The organism is Clostridium beijerinckii (assembly GCF_036699995.1).
Lineage (GTDB): Bacteria > Bacillota > Clostridia > Clostridiales > Clostridiaceae > Clostridium > Clostridium helianthi.
On sequence record NZ_CP144906.1, the window covers coordinates 5,506,676 to 5,524,368 of the forward strand.

The 17,693-nt window shown below is 30.2% G+C and carries 16 protein-coding genes and 11 tRNA genes; 9 read left to right on the top strand and 18 right to left on the bottom strand.

Annotated features, from left to right (window positions below):
* Window positions 1–63: 63 nt before the first annotated feature.
* Window positions 64–1,497: a DDE-type integrase/transposase/recombinase gene (locus tag PZA12_RS24640; RefSeq protein WP_168983577.1), complete on the top strand. Its 1,434-nt coding sequence runs from the start codon at window positions 64–66 to the stop codon at window positions 1,495–1,497.
* Window positions 1,498–1,980: 483 nt separating this feature from the next.
* On the opposite strand, the gene PZA12_RS24645 is transcribed toward PZA12_RS24640, so the two are convergent.
* From PZA12_RS24645 to PZA12_RS24655, 3 genes are all read right to left on the bottom strand, one after another.
* Window positions 1,981–2,484: an SEC-C metal-binding domain-containing protein gene (locus PZA12_RS24645; protein WP_077841270.1), complete on the bottom strand. Its 504-nt coding sequence runs from the start codon at window positions 2,482–2,484 to the stop codon at window positions 1,981–1,983.
* Window positions 2,485–2,554: 70 nt separating this feature from the next.
* Window positions 2,555–3,346, bottom strand: a complete 792-nt coding sequence (locus PZA12_RS24650) for an MBL fold metallo-hydrolase (RefSeq protein ID WP_017209944.1) — start codon at window positions 3,344–3,346, stop codon at window positions 2,555–2,557.
* Window positions 3,347–3,372: 26 nt separating this feature from the next.
* The gene (locus PZA12_RS24655; protein ID WP_077839320.1) at window positions 3,373–4,638 is read right to left on the bottom strand and encodes a UDP-N-acetylglucosamine 1-carboxyvinyltransferase; all 1,266 of its coding nucleotides are present in this window, start codon (window positions 4,636–4,638) and stop codon (window positions 3,373–3,375) included.
* Between the two features lie 375 nt (window positions 4,639–5,013).
* On the opposite strand from PZA12_RS24655, the gene PZA12_RS24660 reads away from it, so the two are divergent.
* The 7 genes from PZA12_RS24660 to PZA12_RS24690 all read left to right on the top strand — a co-directional run bounded on the left by PZA12_RS24660 (window position 5,014) and on the right by PZA12_RS24690 (window position 11,351).
* Window positions 5,014–5,553, top strand: a complete 540-nt coding sequence (locus PZA12_RS24660) for a hypothetical protein (RefSeq protein ID WP_017209946.1) — start codon at window positions 5,014–5,016, stop codon at window positions 5,551–5,553.
* A 285-nt stretch (window positions 5,554–5,838) separates the two neighbouring features.
* A complete protein-coding gene (locus tag PZA12_RS24665) occupies window positions 5,839–6,315 on the top strand; it encodes a dUTP diphosphatase (protein WP_077841272.1) in 477 nt (158 codons plus the stop codon).
* Window positions 6,316–6,404: 89 nt separating this feature from the next.
* Entirely contained in the window at window positions 6,405–6,836 is a 432-nt protein-coding gene (locus PZA12_RS24670; protein ID WP_078117634.1) for a DMT family transporter, read from the top strand.
* A 17-nt stretch (window positions 6,837–6,853) separates the two neighbouring features.
* On the top strand, window positions 6,854–7,669 hold the full coding sequence (locus PZA12_RS24675; RefSeq protein WP_077841273.1) for an MBL fold metallo-hydrolase: 816 nt from the start codon (window positions 6,854–6,856) through the stop codon (window positions 7,667–7,669).
* A gap of 204 nt (window positions 7,670–7,873) precedes the next feature.
* The gene (locus PZA12_RS24680; RefSeq protein WP_078117633.1) at window positions 7,874–9,073 is read left to right on the top strand and encodes a S8 family serine peptidase; all 1,200 of its coding nucleotides are present in this window, start codon (window positions 7,874–7,876) and stop codon (window positions 9,071–9,073) included.
* A gap of 306 nt (window positions 9,074–9,379) precedes the next feature.
* A complete protein-coding gene (locus PZA12_RS24685) occupies window positions 9,380–10,378 on the top strand; it encodes a DnaD domain protein (RefSeq protein WP_242984903.1) in 999 nt (332 codons plus the stop codon).
* Window positions 10,371–11,351, top strand: coding sequence for an ATP-binding protein (locus PZA12_RS24690; RefSeq protein WP_077839315.1), 981 nt, complete (start codon window positions 10,371–10,373; stop codon window positions 11,349–11,351). Before PZA12_RS24685 ends, PZA12_RS24690 begins: the two co-directional genes overlap by 8 nt.
* A gap of 218 nt (window positions 11,352–11,569) precedes the next feature.
* Here the strand turns inward: PZA12_RS24690 and PZA12_RS24695 are convergent.
* The 12 genes from PZA12_RS24695 to PZA12_RS24750 all read right to left on the bottom strand — a co-directional run bounded on the left by PZA12_RS24695 (window position 11,570) and on the right by PZA12_RS24750 (window position 13,274).
* A tRNA-Asp gene (locus tag PZA12_RS24695) sits at window positions 11,570–11,646 on the bottom strand.
* A 6-nt stretch (window positions 11,647–11,652) separates the two neighbouring features.
* Window positions 11,653–11,728, bottom strand: a tRNA-Val gene (locus tag PZA12_RS24700).
* A 14-nt stretch (window positions 11,729–11,742) separates the two neighbouring features.
* A tRNA-Glu gene (locus PZA12_RS24705) sits at window positions 11,743–11,817 on the bottom strand.
* A 29-nt stretch (window positions 11,818–11,846) separates the two neighbouring features.
* Window positions 11,847–11,921 (bottom strand) — tRNA-Thr (locus tag PZA12_RS24710).
* 10 nt (window positions 11,922–11,931) lie between these two features.
* Window positions 11,932–12,008 (bottom strand) — tRNA-Asp (locus tag PZA12_RS24715).
* A 6-nt stretch (window positions 12,009–12,014) separates the two neighbouring features.
* A tRNA-Val gene (locus tag PZA12_RS24720) sits at window positions 12,015–12,090 on the bottom strand.
* Window positions 12,091–12,106: 16 nt separating this feature from the next.
* Window positions 12,107–12,181: transfer RNA gene (locus tag PZA12_RS24725), tRNA-Glu, on the bottom strand.
* Window positions 12,182–12,210: 29 nt separating this feature from the next.
* Window positions 12,211–12,285, bottom strand: a tRNA-Thr gene (locus PZA12_RS24730).
* Window positions 12,286–12,295: 10 nt separating this feature from the next.
* Window positions 12,296–12,372 (bottom strand) — tRNA-Asp (locus PZA12_RS24735).
* Between the two features lie 6 nt (window positions 12,373–12,378).
* Window positions 12,379–12,454 (bottom strand) — tRNA-Val (locus PZA12_RS24740).
* Between the two features lie 16 nt (window positions 12,455–12,470).
* Window positions 12,471–12,545 (bottom strand) — tRNA-Glu (locus PZA12_RS24745).
* 162 nt (window positions 12,546–12,707) lie between these two features.
* Window positions 12,708–13,274 carry a hypothetical protein gene (locus PZA12_RS24750; protein ID WP_077845043.1) on the bottom strand — a complete coding sequence of 189 codons (567 nt, stop codon included), beginning with the start codon at window positions 13,272–13,274 and terminating at the stop codon, window positions 12,708–12,710.
* 233 nt (window positions 13,275–13,507) lie between these two features.
* Between PZA12_RS24750 and PZA12_RS24755 the strand changes: the two genes are divergently transcribed.
* Complete coding sequence (locus PZA12_RS24755; protein ID WP_078117618.1) at window positions 13,508–14,752, top strand: NAD(P)/FAD-dependent oxidoreductase; 1,245 nt, start codon at window positions 13,508–13,510, stop codon at window positions 14,750–14,752.
* Between the two features lie 101 nt (window positions 14,753–14,853).
* On the opposite strand, the gene PZA12_RS24760 is transcribed toward PZA12_RS24755, so the two are convergent.
* From PZA12_RS24760 to PZA12_RS24770, 3 genes are all read right to left on the bottom strand, one after another.
* Entirely contained in the window at window positions 14,854–15,600 is a 747-nt protein-coding gene (locus tag PZA12_RS24760; RefSeq protein ID WP_078117619.1) for an acyl-[acyl-carrier-protein] thioesterase, read from the bottom strand.
* Window positions 15,601–15,901: 301 nt separating this feature from the next.
* Window positions 15,902–16,084, bottom strand: a complete 183-nt coding sequence (locus PZA12_RS24765) for a DUF1858 domain-containing protein (protein WP_012061222.1) — start codon at window positions 16,082–16,084, stop codon at window positions 15,902–15,904.
* A gap of 98 nt (window positions 16,085–16,182) precedes the next feature.
* A complete protein-coding gene (locus tag PZA12_RS24770; protein WP_077840065.1) occupies window positions 16,183–17,469 on the bottom strand; it encodes an adenylosuccinate synthase in 1,287 nt (428 codons plus the stop codon).
* Window positions 17,470–17,693: the final 224 nt, after the last annotated feature.

Genomic DNA, 17,693 nt, shown 5'->3' on the forward strand with positions numbered 1-17,693 from the left:
GTTAAGATATTTTATACTTGCAAAACAAAAACACTGAACTAAAAAAGGAGGCAAGCTATTACCATGATTAATAAGTTTCTTCTTGAAACTGTAATTTATCTTATTGAAATTATAAAGTATCTCATGACTTTGCTGGTTGGCAAAAACTTGCTTAAAAGCATTTCGGACGAACCTGTTAAGAAAGAATACCGAAAGCTTCAAGTAGATGATCAACCAATCTTTGATGTTCCCGAAAAACTTAACTATAAGCTTCTAATAGCTGAATATGAGTTTAAGCACGGCAAAGAATTTGCTCCTGTGAAACCTCGCAAAAACAAAGCGTTAGCTCCTAAGGATGTTATCTGTCCTAAGTGTGGTGCTCCACATACCTATCTTTACGATAATAACGGAGGCCGAGGACAATATCTTTGCAAAGTCTGTGATACCACATTCAATCCTAAAAATTACTATCAGAAATCCATAGTGTTAAGATGTCCTCACTGCAGTAAAACACTTGAAAGAATCAAGGCGCGTAAGGATTTCTACGTTTATAAGTGTAAGAATGATAATTGCTCTTTTTACCAAAATAATCTTAAATCAATGACAAAATCTGAAAAACAAGATTTTAAGAAGAATCCTGGTAAGTTCAAAGTTAGATACATATTTAGAGATTTCACTTTTGACTTTAAGCCACTTTCTAAAGAAAGTCCGGTAAAATCAAAGGTTTCTCTTCCAAACATTATGATTTCTTCTTACACCTTAGGACTCATTCTAACTTACTACGTTAACTACGGTTTATCTTCCAGAAAGACAGCTGCATTGCTTAAAGATATTCATGATATTAAAATATCTCATCAAGCAATTTTAAACTATGTTAATGCCGTTTCAATTGTAGTTAAGCCATTTATAGATAACTACGATTATAAACTTTCTGACTCTTTCTGCGGCGATGAAACCTACATAAAAGTTAACGGTAAGTGGAACTATATTTTCTTCTTTTTTGATGCTGTTAAAAAGATTATTCTATCTTACAGAGTATCACCACATAGAGATACCGAAACGGCTGTAAAAGCCATCGATGATGTTCTAAGTAAGTTAAAAGAAATACCTGAAGATCTTAATCTTATAACTGATGGTAACCCTATATATCTTCTTGCACAGCACTTCTTTGCAAGCCATAGTATAAAATTCGATGTTACTCAAGTTATAGGCTTAACCAATAAAGATGAAGTTTCAAAAGAATATAGGCCATTGAAGCAAATTATTGAACGTCTTAACCGAACCTTTAAAGGCAATTATAGAGCTACTACTGGCTTCGGAAGTCCTAACGGGTCGGTTGCATTTGTAACTATGTTTGTGGCATACTTTAACTTTCTAAGACCACATTCTGCCCTTGAAGGCAAAACTCCTGTAATCCTTGAAGAGTTAGAGTCAATGTCCAACATGCCTACTAGATGGTGCAAATTTATTGAACTATCTCAAGACTTTGTTCTAAATAACTGTACAATAACTGCCTAATGATCTAAAGCAGTTGGTGAAACGCACCCTTGACACGCCCACAAAGATAAATGGTAAAATATCTCAATAGGCGGGTCTATTAGTCATGTTCAAAATTATCATTCACCCGTCCTTAACTGCCTAAGACCATTTATCTTTAGGTGTGTCAAGGGCAACTAGCAAACATAATTTAACATTAAATGGTAGTTGGATTGATTTTTCATATATTTTTTACACTACCTATTATTCTTATATTTACTTTTAATAAAAAAATAAAGCACTAAATACAGATCTTTAAAATCTATACTTGTGCTTTCATAGCATTACTATTTATTTACTACAATTCCTTGTATAACATAATTATACCAACTATATTGCTTTTTGTGAATTGTTATTTTTCACGAAACCATTAATAAAGAAAAAAACCCTATCTAAACTAGGGTTTTTTAGTGTATCGAATAAGAAACTCCAATATAACATGAAGATCATTTATATGTAATTATATTATTTATCTTTTCCACAACACTTTTTGTATTTTTTTCCACTTCCACATGGGCACATATCATTTCTTCCAACTTTATCTAGATTTCTTACAATCTTAGATTCCTTGTATTGCTTTTGTATTTCATTTCTTTTTTCCACTGAGAATATTCCATCCCATTGTGGTAATGTGTATAAATATTCTGCTTTTGCATCTAGCATATTCAAATATAAAGTTTCTAGATTTATATCAAGTACTATTTCTGTATCAGCATCTATAGCCTCAAGATCATATTGAGTTTTTAAACTATCATTAATACCATCCATAAATCCCATAGCAAATTCTACTGTGGAATCATAATCTTTAGCTAATTCATTTATTGTAGTCTTTTTAACACTTTTATGATTAGCTAATAAATCTTTATATATTGATTTTTCTAATTTACTATATTCTTCCCAGAAAGCATTTTCTCCCTTAGTTTTTACATAGTCAACAACCATGTCAGTCCAATTTGTATATAAACTCATTTTTAAGTCCTCCCTTAAATCTTCATTGATTATATATAATATATTTCTATAAATTATAAGCTCAAATAAACTATATCTCTATATAACTGCTAGGATTATGTCTGTTTGCCATAGTTAATATTATGTCCTCTTTTAGCTTAATTCCATTTTCATTTAGCACGTTTAAAACAGTTTGATATGCTAAATCTGGTTGATTATTAGTATTACTCAAATGCCCTAAAATAATCTTTTTCTTAGTTGAACATTTATATAGTTCAACTATGGCACTCCCACAATCATCATTAGATAAATGTCCTATTTCGCTCAATATCCTACGTTTCAAAGGATATGGATATGGTCCAAACTTAAGCATATTTACATCGTGGTTACTTTCAAGAAGAATAACTTCTGAATCTTTTATATTATCATAAATTTCTCTTGTAAAAGTTCCAAAATCAGTTGCTACACTTATGCTTTTTTCTCCTGAGCTAACTGTATATCCCATTGGCGCGGCTGCATCATGCGGAATATTAAATGCTTTAATGCTCATATCTTCTATTTCAGTAAATGATCTTTTATCAATTACTTTTATGTTATGCTCTTTTATATTTCCAATTAAGCTTTCCATAGCAGACCAAGTATCAGCATTTGCATATATAGGAATGTCATACTTTCTAGACAGTACTCCAACCCCTTTGATATGATCACTATGCTCATGAGTTATAAAAATTCCGTTCAAGTCTTTTGGATTTTCATTAATTTCTTGCAACGCTAAATCAATTTTTTTACCTGGGAGTCCTGCATCAATTAATATCTTAGCTTTATTTGAAGCAATAAACATACTATTACCGCTACTGCCACTATATAAAGAACAAAATATCATTCCAATCTCCTCCCCTTTAATTTATACTATTCATCAACTTCTATTCTCTTAATATCTGCCCCTAAAGCTCTAAACTTATTTTCTATATGAGGATATCCTCTATCAATATGCTCTATACTAGTTATTTCAGTTGTTCCCTCTGCAACTAATCCCGCGATAACCATGGCAGCACCTGCTCTTAAATCTGTTGCCTTTACCACTGCGCCTGTCAATTTTTGCGCTCCATCTATAATCGCAACTCTGCCTTCAACTTTAATATTGGCTCCCATCTTTTTCAATTCATCTATGTGTTTATGCCTATTCTCCCAAATAGATTCAGTAATTAAGCTTCTTCCCGGTACAATACTTAGCAATGTTGACATTGGTTGCTGAATATCCGTTGGAAATCCTGGATATGGTGTGGTTTTTATATTCACACCCTTAAGTGGTGAGTTCACGGTAACTCTAATACAATCATCACCTTCTTCAATCACTGCCCCCATCTCTGTAAGCTTAGCTGTAATTGATTCTAAATGCTTTGGTATAACATTTCTTATATAAACATCTCCACCTGTAGCAACAGCTGCTATCATGAATGTACCAGCTTCAATTTGATCTGGTATTACGCTATAAGAGCAGCCTTTTAGGCTTTCTACTCCTTTAATTCTTATTACATCTGTTCCTGCACCTCTTATGTCAGCTCCCATTGAATTTAAGAAATTCGCAACATCAACAACATGAGGTTCCTTTGCTACATTCTCTAGCACTGTTACCCCCTCTGCTAATGTTGCCGCAATCATAACATTTATTGTTGCTCCTACTGAAACTACATCAAAAAATATATTAGCGCCTACTAGCTTATCAGCTTTAACATTAACTGCTCCGTGCTCTATAAACACATCAGCTCCTAAAGCTTCAAATCCTTTTATATGTTGGTCAATTGGTCTTACCCCTATTGAACATCCTCCTGGAAGAACTACTCTTGCTTTCTTAAATCGTGCTAATAAAGCTCCAATAAAATAATATGAAGCTCTCATTCTTCTAACATCATCCGTGCACGCATCAAAATTATTTACATTAGTGCTATCTATTTCTAAAGTATTGTTATCTATCTTAATAATATCGCAACCTAAGCTTCTAAGTATTCTTTCCAAGCAGTGTACATCTTCAATATCTGGTATGTTATCAATTATGCATTTTCCATCACTTGCCATTATAGCTGCTGGTAATATTGCTACTGCTGCATTCTTGGCCCCATTGATATCAACAGTACCTTCTAGCAAGTTTCCGCCGTTTATAACTAATCTCTCCATTGAATTCACCCTATCTATTAAAATCTATATTATCATATATATTATTTTACATTATTAACCTATTTTATAATTAAAATCTACTTTAATTATTATATCATAAACTAAATTTATTTAAATACATTTTTTCAGTCCATCAACACTTTTTTAACTATATATGTGTTACAACACAATTTTTCTTTTGGTTTTGTTGTAATTATATCCCTTAAAACATATATTACTGGAATAAATATTTCTTTTATTGAAAAAATATCCTTAAAAACCTAATTGTTCTTATCATTACTATTTAATTATTCTTCTATTCTTTTATTCTATTTATTGTGTTATAATTTACTAAGATTTTTATTAATACAATATATTGAGATTGTGAGGTTTATCATGAAGTACTATATAGTTGCATTATTTGATGAGGAAACCTATCAAGTAATATCACCAATACAAAGGAATATGTCAAAAAAATTCAGAGCAAATAGAAACTCACCTATGCCTTTTGTCTTATTAACATCTATTGAAAATCCAAATTTGGATAAATTATATCCAGTTGTTGATAAAATTATAGCACCTTATAAGAGTTTTAGAATTGATGCAAGTGATTTAGTCTATTTGTTTGAGCCTACCAAAAGTATAAATTTAAAAATAGACGATAAAGGTTATATAAGGAGACTTTCTCGTAGTCTTTTTGATATATTAGAACTTAACGGATTTACTGTTAAGTCTTTTGGAGATAGTTTTGTTTCACTTGCAAATTTAGGTTATCTTCCTAAGGACTATAAAAAGCAAGATGTAAAGCTAAATTTCCCTGAGATATATAATACTGATAACCTTGTTAAATTAAGAATTAAGAGTGTTGAAATATGGAAGCTTCCTACGGTAAAAAAGAATACTCCCTTAAAATCTTATATTTTGAAAGACTTTTAGTTTAAGCGTTCTTACTATCATAATAAATCGCCTGTTAAACAATCCAATTAGTTTATGTTTTTAAGACTGCATTGAATTTTTATATTCAGTACAGTCTTTTTTAATATTTTTTAAAATCACTCTAAATCTATAGTTATATTTTCCTTGAAAGTAAAATTAATTTAAAAATAATCTCTTAATTTCGAATTTTCTAAAAATATTTTTTTGTAGTCGTTTTCCGAACTTTCATTTATTTTAAAGATTTTGTAAAATAATATTATTATTAGAAATGTAGGAGGATTCACTATGAATATTCAGCCACTATTTAAAGTACAAAAAAAATACAATGATAGTTTATCTATAAATGAAGAGCTAGACTCCCACAAATTGCGAGTACGCAAAAACCTAGAATTTGAAATCTCTCTTGGTGCATTGGCTAGTGAAACTAATTGTTTTAGCTACTTACTAAAAAAATCTAGACCTGTTAACATCAGTGCTATATTCGATAAGTATATAACTTGTATTTCTCAAGTCTTAACACTGGGTATTGATCATAAATATACAGATTTAATTGCAGTATCTATGACGCCTAATGACTATTGTTTAAGTGATCAGTTTCTAAACCTATATATTGACATAAATGATTTAATTGCTTTCCCATCTATAGATCACTACTTAACTTTATTTGAAGACCTATTAAGTCTAGGATTGACATTAGGTTTTTCAGAATCTCAAATACAAAATCAATTTATTAAGGATTTAGACAACTTGGTTATACTTTAATTAATGTATTCATGCTAATTACATAACACCATTTTTATTTTTTATAATATTTAATATTCTTAGGGGAATAATAATTCTGAGGTGATGTTATGTTTGGAATAATATGTGCAATAATTTCTGGAATTGCTATGAGTATTCAAGGTGTATTTAATACCAGACTAGGTGAGAAAATAGGAGTATGGGAAACTACATTATTAGTTCAGATAATTGCCCTTATCTTAAGCCTTATCATTTTTTTATTTTTAGGTGATGGTAATTATTCTAATTTGAAGGATTCCAACAAGCTTTATTTATTAGGTGGCGCACTAGGGGTTGTTATAACCTTTACCGTAATAAAAAGTGTCAGCTCAATGGGACCTACTTTCGGTATTGGTATTATATTGATATCCCAATTACTTGCTGCCGCACTTATAGATGCCTTTGGGTTATTTGGCAGTGAACGGCTTAGATTTTCATTAAATCATTTTTTAGGTATTGCTATTATGATTGCTGGTATTGTAATATTTAAGTGGAATCATTAGGAGAGGACGGATAAGACTTGAATCTTTTTTCTAACATTAATTTTTTATTCCATTTAACAATTAACAATATAAAAGAATATGTAAAAAAAAGCGCTGAGATAAAATCTGATAAAATTATAGAAAATTCAATTAATTGGTTTGGTCATGCTACCACAATTATTAATCTATCAAATAAAATTATTATAACTGACCCTGTATTTTCCAATTCCTTGGGATATTTTAAGAGACTTGCAAAAAAACCAGTATACATAAATGATTTAAAAGTAGACTATATCCTACTATCTCATGGACATATGGATCATTTAAATTTTTCATCTCTAAAAAAATTAAATAAAGATGCTGTCTTTATTGTTCCAAAAGGATATACCCGTATTGCTAGACTGCTTGGTTTTAAAAATGTATTTTTATTACATCCTGGAGATGTATATGAAGATGACTTTATAAAAATTACTGCTTACGAAGCTAATCATGATGGGAGACGCTTCTATTTTGGACATGATGATGAAAGTATTTCATATTTAATTGAAAGAGAAAATAAAAGCGTGTTCTTCGCAGGAGATACAGCGCTCACTGATAATTTTAAGAATATATCCTGTGATGTTGCATTAATGCCTGTAGGGTGTTATAAACCTGATAGATTTTCGTATATGCATTGTACGCCAGAACAGAGTTATGAAATGTTTAAAATGATGTCTTGCCCTACAATGATACCAATTCATTATAAAACTTTTAAAATTTCATTAGAGAATTTTCAGGAAACTGAAGAATCATTATTAAATTTAAATGATAAAGCTATAAAAATTATAGACATAGGGGAGACCTACAGTTTTTAAATAGTAGATTGATTATTATTTTTATTCAAGTTTCATACTTGTATTTATTTTTAATAATCAATCTACTATTTAATTTTTTGTACAATTTCTTCATCTATTGAATCAATATTGTATAACAAAAATTTTTTTAATCATTCATTTTTTATTAACAATAAAATTCTTTTTCATATAATATATTGAAGTAATAATATTTTGGAGAAATATATGTTTTCATCTAAAAGTAAGCTAGACCATAATCTAAAAGATTATATATCAAAAAATGCTTATAAAAGTTATAGAATACTTATACAATATAAAGATTTTCAATCCTCAATAGTAAAAAAAATTAGTTCATATAAAGGTACTGTACATCACATTATTGAATCCTCTAATATTATAAGTGCCGAACTAAATTCAAGAGGCATAGATAGAATTTCTGAATATCCTGAAATAAAAAAAATTTACTTGGATGAATACCTGTTTTTGTGCGGAATGAGCGTGACTACTGCAAATAAAATCCACTTTTCGGAAAAGTATAGTTTATCTGGTGCAGGAGTAGGAATAGGACTTGTAGATAGTGGAATATTTCCTCATCAAGACCTAACTTCCCCTAGCACTAAAATAGAGTTATTTGAAGATTTAATTAATAACTTTCGCTATCCTTATGATGATAATGGACACGGTACCTCCATGGCCGGAATTTTGTGTAGCAGTGGTATCTCATCAAATAATATGTATAAAGGAATTTGTAATAAAAGTAAGCTATTCTGTTACAAGGCATTTGATAAACTCGGTAAAGGATTTGCTTCGGATATATTATATTCTATAGAAAGTTTATCTAATATATCTAAAGAAAATAACATAAAGGTATTATGTTTGCCTTTTGAACTTTTAACCCATAATACATTCATTATCTCTTGCTTTGATCTGACATTTAAGTATGCTATATCGAAAGGATTAATTCCGATAGTTCCTAGCGGAAGTAACCTGAGTGAAAAAACTTCTATTATGGGAATTGCTACGCTCCCAAGCTGTATCACTATAGGTGGTCTAAATACAACTACCTCCATAATGAAGCCTTATACTTATTCTTCCGCAGGACCATATGGGAAATTATTAAAACCTGATTTATCTGCTGCATGCGTTAATATTATATCTTTGAATTCTGATAATAACTATATTTCAGAAAAAAACGGAATTAAGGTTTACCCAAATAAACTTGAAGTACCATATAAAACTTTTACAGGCTCATCTATTGCTACAGCCTATATTAGCGGATTATGTGCGTTATTATGTGAGAAAAATCCATCAATAACTTTCAAAGATATGATTTCCTTATTAAAGGTTGCATGTGATCCTATTGATGAGATATCCAATCAAATTCAAGGTGAAGGTATTGTAAATATAAATAAACTCATCATATGATTATTTATTTTAATGAATATTATCCATATTTAGAAGCATGCATTTGTTTTATTAGATTAGTTAATTTCTTATAAAGACAAATGCGTGCTCTTTATCTTCTCTCAAATCTTATATAAAAGTAATTAATCCCAAGTATTAGTTGATTAATATTTCGCTTTATTAAGGCTATAATATGCTATAATTATTTACATACATTAGGTTATCATATAACTTACATTATAAACGATTATGTTAATCTAATATTATTAAATAAAGTTTTGTTTTTATAATATATATTAAAACTCTGAAAGGTAGGTAGTAAACGGAATGAGCACATTTATGTTAAAGAATAGATCTCTAGGGTTCACTCCTGTTAACAATGTATTTATAGAAAAATACATGCCGCAGGCTAGAGGCGAATTTGTAAAAGTTTATTTATTGATGCTAAAGTATACTATTTCTGGTGAATTAGGCGTTAGCTCATCAATACTAGCTTCCTCGCTTAATTTGTTAGAATCAGACATTATGAATGCATTTAATTATTGGAATGATCAAGGAGTTATAAAGCTAACTCAGATAGATAAGATGGGCAACTTTAATGTAGAATTCATAGATTTAGTTGAAGAACCATCCAAACCTACTAAACAAGTTGACTTATTAGAAGCCTTGGATAGTACAAATACTAAAGATATGCTAAAGGATATTGAAACTCTTCTAGCTAGACCTCTATCGCCAAACGAAATGTCACTTTACTTAAATTGGCAAAAGGAATTCGGTTTTTCATCTGAATTAATTCTGATTTTAATGGAATACTGTATATCAAAGGGAAAAAGTGATTCTAGATATATAGAAAAGGTTGCTATAGCTTGGCATGATCAAAAAATAGCCACTATCGAGCAAGCTCAAAACTTAATAAAAAAAGCAGAGGATAAGTGGATTAATATAAGAAAAATTCTTACTTATTTAGGTATAAATAATACGGACATAATGAAGCCTCAACAGGATTTAATAGAAAAATGGCTTCTTATTTATAAGTATTCAAATGAAATTATATTTAAAGCTTGTGATGTATGCTTTGAAAGATTGAATAGAGCAGATTTCAAGTATATCGACGGAATCTTAAGTAATTGGAATAAAAATAATATTAGAACTTTAGAAGATATAGCTCTTAAAGATAATAAAAATTCAAAAAATAATAAGTATCAAAAAACTTATAATACTAATAATAATGATAAATCATCTCTCAAATTTAATAACTTTGAGGCTCGAGAGTATGACTATGATTCATTAGAAAAAAAACTTTTAGGATGGGATAGCGATGATTAAAGGTTATCAAACAGAAATTTTAAAAATATATGATAAACTTAGAGAAGATGAAGCTAGAAATTTGAAGATTAGAAAAGAAGAAATATCAAAGAAATATCCTGAGATTATTGAATTGGATAATAAAATTCAACGATTATCTTTAAAAATGGCAGTATCAATTCTTAAATCTAAAGATAGTGAAAAGACAATAGATGATTATAAGGAGAATATAACAGATTTAAGAATAAAAAAATGCGAAATGCTAGTTGAAAGAGGTTATGACCCTGAATATTTGAATTTGCGATATCAATGCAATAAATGTAAAGATACAGGCTTTATAGGCAATATAAAATGTACTTGCTATAAACAAAAGCTTATTAAGTTATACTATAAAAACTCAGAATTAGAAAATACGACATCCTATAATAACTTTGATAATTTTGATTTAAATTTGTTTTCAAGTCATAAACTTGGAGATGAAAAATATTCTCCTAGAAAAAACATGGAGAATAATTTAGAATATATATTAAAAGACTATCTTCCTAGTTTTTCAGAAATATCAACAAACTTATTATTTTACGGAAATCCAGGTAGTGGTAAAACATATTTATCATATTGCATTGCTAAAGCCGTATTAGATATGGGATTCTTAGTAATTTATAAAACCTCTGATGAGTTAATTAAGAATTTAAGAGAAATAAGATTCAATAATGACTCAGGCTTAGAATCATTATTACTAGAATGCGACTTACTAATTGTAGATGATTTAGGCGCAGAACACCTTAATGAATTTTCAGTAACTGAATTATTTAATATAATTAACAAGCGAATTCTTACTAATAAGAAAATGCTTATCTCAACCAATTTAACTTTGCCAGGAATAACAAAGCAGTATAGTGAGAGAATCGCTTCTAGACTAATTGGAGAATTTAAACTCTGCAAATTTTATTCTGAAGATATAAGGATTAAGAAAAATTTAGAAAAAAATAGATAATTTTAATTTGATTCAAATAAACTAAACTCTAATATGATATTTATTATCTTAATGACTATCATATTAGAGTTTTCATTTTTACTACAAATTAATATTATAAATTCGCCTTACTAACCTGTATTTATATGCTCTCAAAATTTATTCCCAGATCTGACTTTATTATAATTTTTAAAACAAAAAAAAGAACAAGCTCTAGTTTATAAGAACTTGTTCTTTAATGGCGACTCAGAAGGGGCTCGAACCCTCGACCTCCGGCGTGACAGGCCGGCACTCTAACCAACTGAGCTACTGAGCCATCTTATGGTGGGCACAACAGGGCTCGAACCTGTGACCCCCTGCTTGTAAGGCAGGTGCTCTCCCAGCTGAGCTATGCGCCCATAAGATAGATAAATGGTGACTCCTAGGGGAATCGAACCCCTGTTACCACCGTGAAAGGGTGGTGTCTTAACCGCTTGACCAAGGAGCCATATTAAGTTTTGTTATGTTTATTTAAAATGGAGCTGGCAATAGGAATCGAACCTACAACCTGCTGATTACAAGTCAGCTGCTCTACCGTTGAGCCATGCCAGCATATTTTAAATGGCGACTCAGAAGGGGCTCGAACCCTCGACCTCCGGCGTGACAGGCCGGCACTCTAACCAACTGAGCTACTGAGCCATCTTATGGTGGGCACAACAGGGCTCGAACCTGTGACCCCCTGCTTGTAAGGCAGGTGCTCTCCCAGCTGAGCTATGCGCCCATAAGATAGATATAAATGGTGACTCCTAGGGGAATCGAACCCCTGTTACCACCGTGAAAGGGTGGTGTCTTAACCGCTTGACCAAGGAGCCATATTAAGTTTTATTATGTTTATTTAAAATGGAGCTGGCAATAGGAATCGAACCTACAACCTGCTGATTACAAGTCAGCTGCTCTACCGTTGAGCCATGCCAGCATATTTTAAATGGCGACTCAGAAGGGGCTCGAACCCTCGACCTCCGGCGTGACAGGCCGGCACTCTAACCAACTGAGCTACTGAGCCATCTTATGGTGGGCACAACAGGGCTCGAACCTGTGACCCCCTGCTTGTAAGGCAGGTGCTCTCCCAGCTGAGCTATGCGCCCATAAGATAGATATAAATGGTGACTCCTAGGGGAATCGAACCCCTGTTACCACCGTGAAAGGGTGGTGTCTTAACCGCTTGACCAAGGAGCCATGCTATATTGTCTTTCGCTTAAATGTCTTAACTAGATGTCCTTGAGTTATTCAAGCTGCTGACCACATAGACTATAATACATAAAATTAGATTCCCTGTCAACACATTTTTTCATTTTTTTTATTTTTATATTATTTATTTTTAATAAATTGGCATTATATCTACATTTCATGGGTTCCTTCAATATGATCTCTAGCCTCCTTCAGACTAGATAAAAGACATTTTTTTAAATTAATTTGCTCTTCAATAATTTTTATTTCCCCACAACATATTTCTAAAAAATCTTCTTTCTCTATTTTATTAATATTTATACTATATCCATTTTTTTTAAAATTTTTTCCTGAAGCTTTAACTTCTAAAGGAAATTTATTATTTATAAATAACAGCATTTCCTTTTCCCATACTTTACTCTTGTACATTTTATATTTATCTCTTAAAAGAATTAGATCTTTTACCTCTTCTTTAATTTCTAACTTCAAAGATTCATATAGTGCATTATAAAAAAGTACTGATATCCCTCTTTTTAATTTAATTTTTAAGAAACTTCTATTATTAATTAAAAATTTGTCTATATCATTTTCACTTATACATTCCACATCATTAAAAGAAAAACTCTTTACCCCACTCATATTTGGATAATTGACCATTATATTATCAAAGTTCATTCTTATCACTTTAAATACCCTTCCGAAATCTCCTGAATTCATATTAATTACCTTTACTTCCATTATAAAATCACCTCATTTTTAGTATTCCTTTCTTTTAACCTTAATATTACTATGATAAAATTTATTAAAAAGTATTATAAAGTATTGAATAATATGATTTGAATCCTTTTATTTTAGTAGTAATTAATAAATTAATGGTATACTTAAAATATTCAGTTTATTTTAGCACTGGGTAAAATATGTGATTTAATTTTATATGGTCAATAAAACATACATAGGGAGTGATTGTTATAATGATTTATCACGATTTAATAATTGTCGGCGGTGGTGCCTCTGGCCTAATGGCTGCAATAATAGCCAAGGATTTTGGACTTGATGTGGCCATTATTGAGAGCAACGATAGAATTGGCAAAAAAATTCTTGTAACTGGCAATGGAAGATGTAATATTACTAATAAGAATATATCTCGCCCATTTGGGTGTTTCCATAGTGAAAATCAAGATTTCTTTAAAGCGACGTTAGATAACTTTACTGTTAAAGATACTGAAAGCACATTTTTATCTCTAGGATTGCCATTAATTGAATTAGAAAACGGAAAGATGTATCCCAAATCTCTTCAGGCTTCTTCTGTAATAGATATATTCAGAATGGCAATAGAGGATAGACAAATACATCTATACACAAATTGTAAAATTAATTCTATAAGTAAAAAAAATAACTTTATTTTAACAAGTAATAATGATGACTTTAAACATTTTTCTTGTAAAAAGGTTATTTTAAGCTGTGGTGGTAAATCCGCTGCCAAAACAGGTTCTGATGGATCTGGCTATAAACTATGCAAATCATTGGGTCATAGTATTATAGAGCCTATTCCTGGCATTGTTCAATTAAAATTAGATTATCCTTATCTAAAAGCTCTGTCAGGAGTAAAATTTGATGGCTCTGCTTCTATTTTAGTTGATAATAAAGTTATTCGAACAGAGTTTGGCGAAATACTTTTTACTGATTATGGAATTTCAGGTCCCCCTATAATGCAATTATCATCTTATGCTTCTAAAGCTCTTTATGAAAATCGAAATGTAACTATAAGAATAGATATGTTTCCACTAGAAAGTAACGATGATATTGAAAATTTCTTTACCACACATATTTCTATGTTTGGTCACAGAGAAATATCAACGGCCCTAATTGGGGTTATAAATAAAAAATTAATTTCTACAATTTTAAAAGATGTTGGGATAAAAGATATACATTTACCGTGCAGTAGTATTGATTGGAGAACTACCAGCAAATTAATTGATAAGTTTAAGAGATGGGATTTTAAATGTATTGATACTAATGGCTTTAACAATTCACAAGTTACGGTTGGCGGTGTAAATACATCTGAAGTAAATAATATTTCTTTAGAATCTAAGTTAGTTAAAAATCTTTATTTCTGTGGAGAAATTTTAGATGTTCATGGCGACTGTGGAGGTTTTAATCTTCAATGGGCATGGAGTTCTGGATATTTAGCTGCTAAGTCTGCTGCCAATAGCTAAAAATTATTAACTTATCTATAAAAATAATACTAAAATTAGCTGTCGTAATTATTAATGCTACCTAGATTCTTACAACAGCTAATCTCCTATATTTACCTTTATTATTTTTTCCAATCTGCTTCTAATAGCGTTAGTTCAGTTCCTTCACTATTTTTTATAGTATGATATGATTTTAAATTATTTTCATCAATTACATTTATAGCAGCAGTTGATGAAATCTTATCCCCATATGTTGTTTCTTTCTCAAATACTACTTTAATTCTTTTAAGAGTATAATTATTAATAATATCGAGAGGAACAGCTTCCATTGCCCACTCAACATATTTGACATTATTAACATGGTTATTAGAATCAATATCACTGTATCTTATACTAAATTGCTTATAGTATTGTTCATCATTTGTTCTTTCTATTTTATCCATGCTTATATCATAATCAACATCACCATCTACTCCATATATATGATATTGTTCATCTTGTATTCGCATTGGCCTTCTTTTATCTATATTAATTAGGAAAAATAATGCTAGTGCTTCCCCTATAACATTATTATTCTCATCATTAATTGTATATTTTCTTAATCCATAGAATTTCTTAAAGCCTATAGCTTCTGTTGTGACACTTATTATCTCACCAAACATTGGATATCTATACATTTTTATATCGTATTTATAAAAAACCCAAGCGCAGTTATTTTTCGTACAGTAATCAATTCCTCCACCTAAGGCTTCTGATTGCTGAGTACCTACATCACATACAAAATCTATTATAGATGACAATTTACATCTTAAGTTAGAATTTACTTCATAGTAATGTATTTCATATTTTTTTGTAAACTTCTTACTCATAATTAACAATTGTAAAATGCAAAAATAAATCTCAAGCTAACTTTAAAACACCTTTATTTAACGAATAAATTATAGCTAAATAGTATCTATTTTGATTTACAACTCCTCCCCTCCTTTACTATATGTTATGTTTATTATTATAAAAAATTATCAATAATATTGTTAATGAATTATTTAATCTTATAATCTATTATAATCACAAAAATTGAATTACACATAAAAAAACATAAACGATATAAATATATTTCTTAATAAGTAAAAAAGGATTCCCTAAAAAGAAAATCCTTTTAAAATAATTATCTTATCTATTTAATGCTTCTAATAAATCGTCTAGATTTAATCCATGTACTGTTGCAGCTTCTGCTATAGTTTCAGCTTGAGCTGATGGACATCCAACACATCCCATTCCAAAACTCATTAAAACTTGAGCTTTAGATTGATCTGCACTAACTACTTCACCAATTGTCATATCTTTAGTTATCATACTTTCACCTTCTTTAATATAACTTTATGTAATTATTGTCTACAATAAAATTATATTTTATACAAAACATAAAGTCAATACCAGAGCATAATACTAAACTATAGATTATCTATTCTCATAGTTTGATCTCTCTTTGGCCCAACTCCAACAATAGAAATTCTAGTCCCTGTAAATTCTGATATTCTTGCTAAATACTTCTTAACATTCTCAGGTAATTCATCATAACTTCTAACATCAGCTACACTATCATCCCAGCCATCAAATTCTTCATAAATTGGTTCACACTCAGCTAAGTCTTCTAAACTTGCTGGGAAGTAATCTATAACTGTATTATTAAATTTATATCCAACACATACTTTGATTTTTTCTAGACCAGCTAAAGTATCAATCTTAGTAACAGCTAATGATGTCAATCCACTCACTCTAACTGCAGTTTTAATTATAACTAAATCAAGCCATCCACATCTTCTTGATCTTCCTGTATTTACGCCATATTCGTGTCCCTTTTCTCTAATCCAGTCTCCAGTCTCACCAAGTAATTCTGTTGGGAATGGTCCTTTACCGACTCTTGTAGTATATGCTTTTGTTATACCTACCGCATTAGTAATCATATTAGGCCCTATACCAGAACCACTTGAAACGCCTCCTGCTGTTGTATTAGATGATGTTACATATGGATATGTACCATAATCAATATCTAATAGCATTCCTTGAGCGCCTTCAAATAAAACCGTCTTATCGGCTTTAATTGCATCATATACCTTAACTGATGTATCTTGAACAAATGGTCTTAATTTCTTAGCAAAACCTAAGTATTCAGCTAGTATCTCATCAAAATTTAATGCTTCTCCACCTAATACTTTAGTGATATAAGCATTTTTCATTTCAACATTTTCTCTTAATTTTTCTATAAAAACATCTTCATGCAGTAAATCACAAACTCTGATTCCACATCTTTCAAATTTATCTGTATAACAAGGCCCGATTCCTCTACCTGTAGTACCTATATCATTTTTTCCTCTAGCTTTTTCTTTTAATTTATCTAGTACCTTATGGTATGGCATTATAAGCTGTGCTCTATCGCTTACTATTAACTTTTCAGGCGATATTTTAACTCCAACACCTTCTAAGTATTCTATTTCTTCAAATAAAGCCTTTGGATCTACAACTACTCCATTACCTATAACATTTAATTTATCTTCGTATAAAATTCCAGATGGTATTAATCGCAATTTGTATTCTTTATCACCAACCACTACTGTGTGACCAGCATTATTTCCACCTTGAAATCTAACAACTACATTAGCTTCCTCTGCTAAGTAATCTGTCATCTTTCCTTTTCCTTCATCTCCCCATTGAGCTCCTAAAACAATAAATGCTGACATTTATATTGCCTCCCTTAATATATAAAGTTTAAATAAATAACTTTAATTTTTATTATCAATTTGGAGTTTCATTAAATTTATTTTAACCTCTCCTTTTAAATAGTAGCAAAGTACTTTTCTATGGTCAACCACATATCGAATATTTTTTTGCTTTTTTTATAAATAATTCGTATAATTGTTTTATATTGTTATGATAAAGATCATGTTTTTGTAAATTTGAATAT

Bases quoted from the DNA above. Each gene is read 5' to 3' on its own strand.
- PZA12_RS24640 (WP_168983577.1), top strand. From the start codon at position 64: ATGATTAATAAGTTTCTTCTTGAAACTGTAATTTATCTTATTGAAATT.
- PZA12_RS24645 (WP_077841270.1), bottom strand. From the start codon at position 2,484: ATGAGTTTATATACAAATTGGACTGACATGGTTGTTGACTATGTAAAA.
- PZA12_RS24650 (WP_017209944.1), bottom strand. From the start codon at position 3,346: ATGATATTTTGTTCTTTATATAGTGGCAGTAGCGGTAATAGTATGTTT.
- PZA12_RS24655 (WP_077839320.1), bottom strand. From the start codon at position 4,638: ATGGAGAGATTAGTTATAAACGGCGGAAACTTGCTAGAAGGTACTGTT.
- PZA12_RS24660 (WP_017209946.1), top strand. From the start codon at position 5,014: ATGAAGTACTATATAGTTGCATTATTTGATGAGGAAACCTATCAAGTA.
- PZA12_RS24665 (WP_077841272.1), top strand. From the start codon at position 5,839: ATGAATATTCAGCCACTATTTAAAGTACAAAAAAAATACAATGATAGT.
- PZA12_RS24670 (WP_078117634.1), top strand. From the start codon at position 6,405: ATGTTTGGAATAATATGTGCAATAATTTCTGGAATTGCTATGAGTATT.
- PZA12_RS24680 (WP_078117633.1), top strand. From the start codon at position 7,874: ATGTTTTCATCTAAAAGTAAGCTAGACCATAATCTAAAAGATTATATA.
- PZA12_RS24685 (WP_242984903.1), top strand. From the start codon at position 9,380: ATGAGCACATTTATGTTAAAGAATAGATCTCTAGGGTTCACTCCTGTT.
- PZA12_RS24690 (WP_077839315.1), top strand. From the start codon at position 10,371: ATGATTAAAGGTTATCAAACAGAAATTTTAAAAATATATGATAAACTT.
- PZA12_RS24750 (WP_077845043.1), bottom strand. From the start codon at position 13,274: ATGGAAGTAAAGGTAATTAATATGAATTCAGGAGATTTCGGAAGGGTA.
- PZA12_RS24755 (WP_078117618.1), top strand. From the start codon at position 13,508: ATGATTTATCACGATTTAATAATTGTCGGCGGTGGTGCCTCTGGCCTA.
- PZA12_RS24760 (WP_078117619.1), bottom strand. From the start codon at position 15,600: ATGAGTAAGAAGTTTACAAAAAAATATGAAATACATTACTATGAAGTA.
- PZA12_RS24765 (WP_012061222.1), bottom strand. From the start codon at position 16,084: ATGATAACTAAAGATATGACAATTGGTGAAGTAGTTAGTGCAGATCAA.
- PZA12_RS24770 (WP_077840065.1), bottom strand. From the start codon at position 17,469: ATGTCAGCATTTATTGTTTTAGGAGCTCAATGGGGAGATGAAGGAAAA.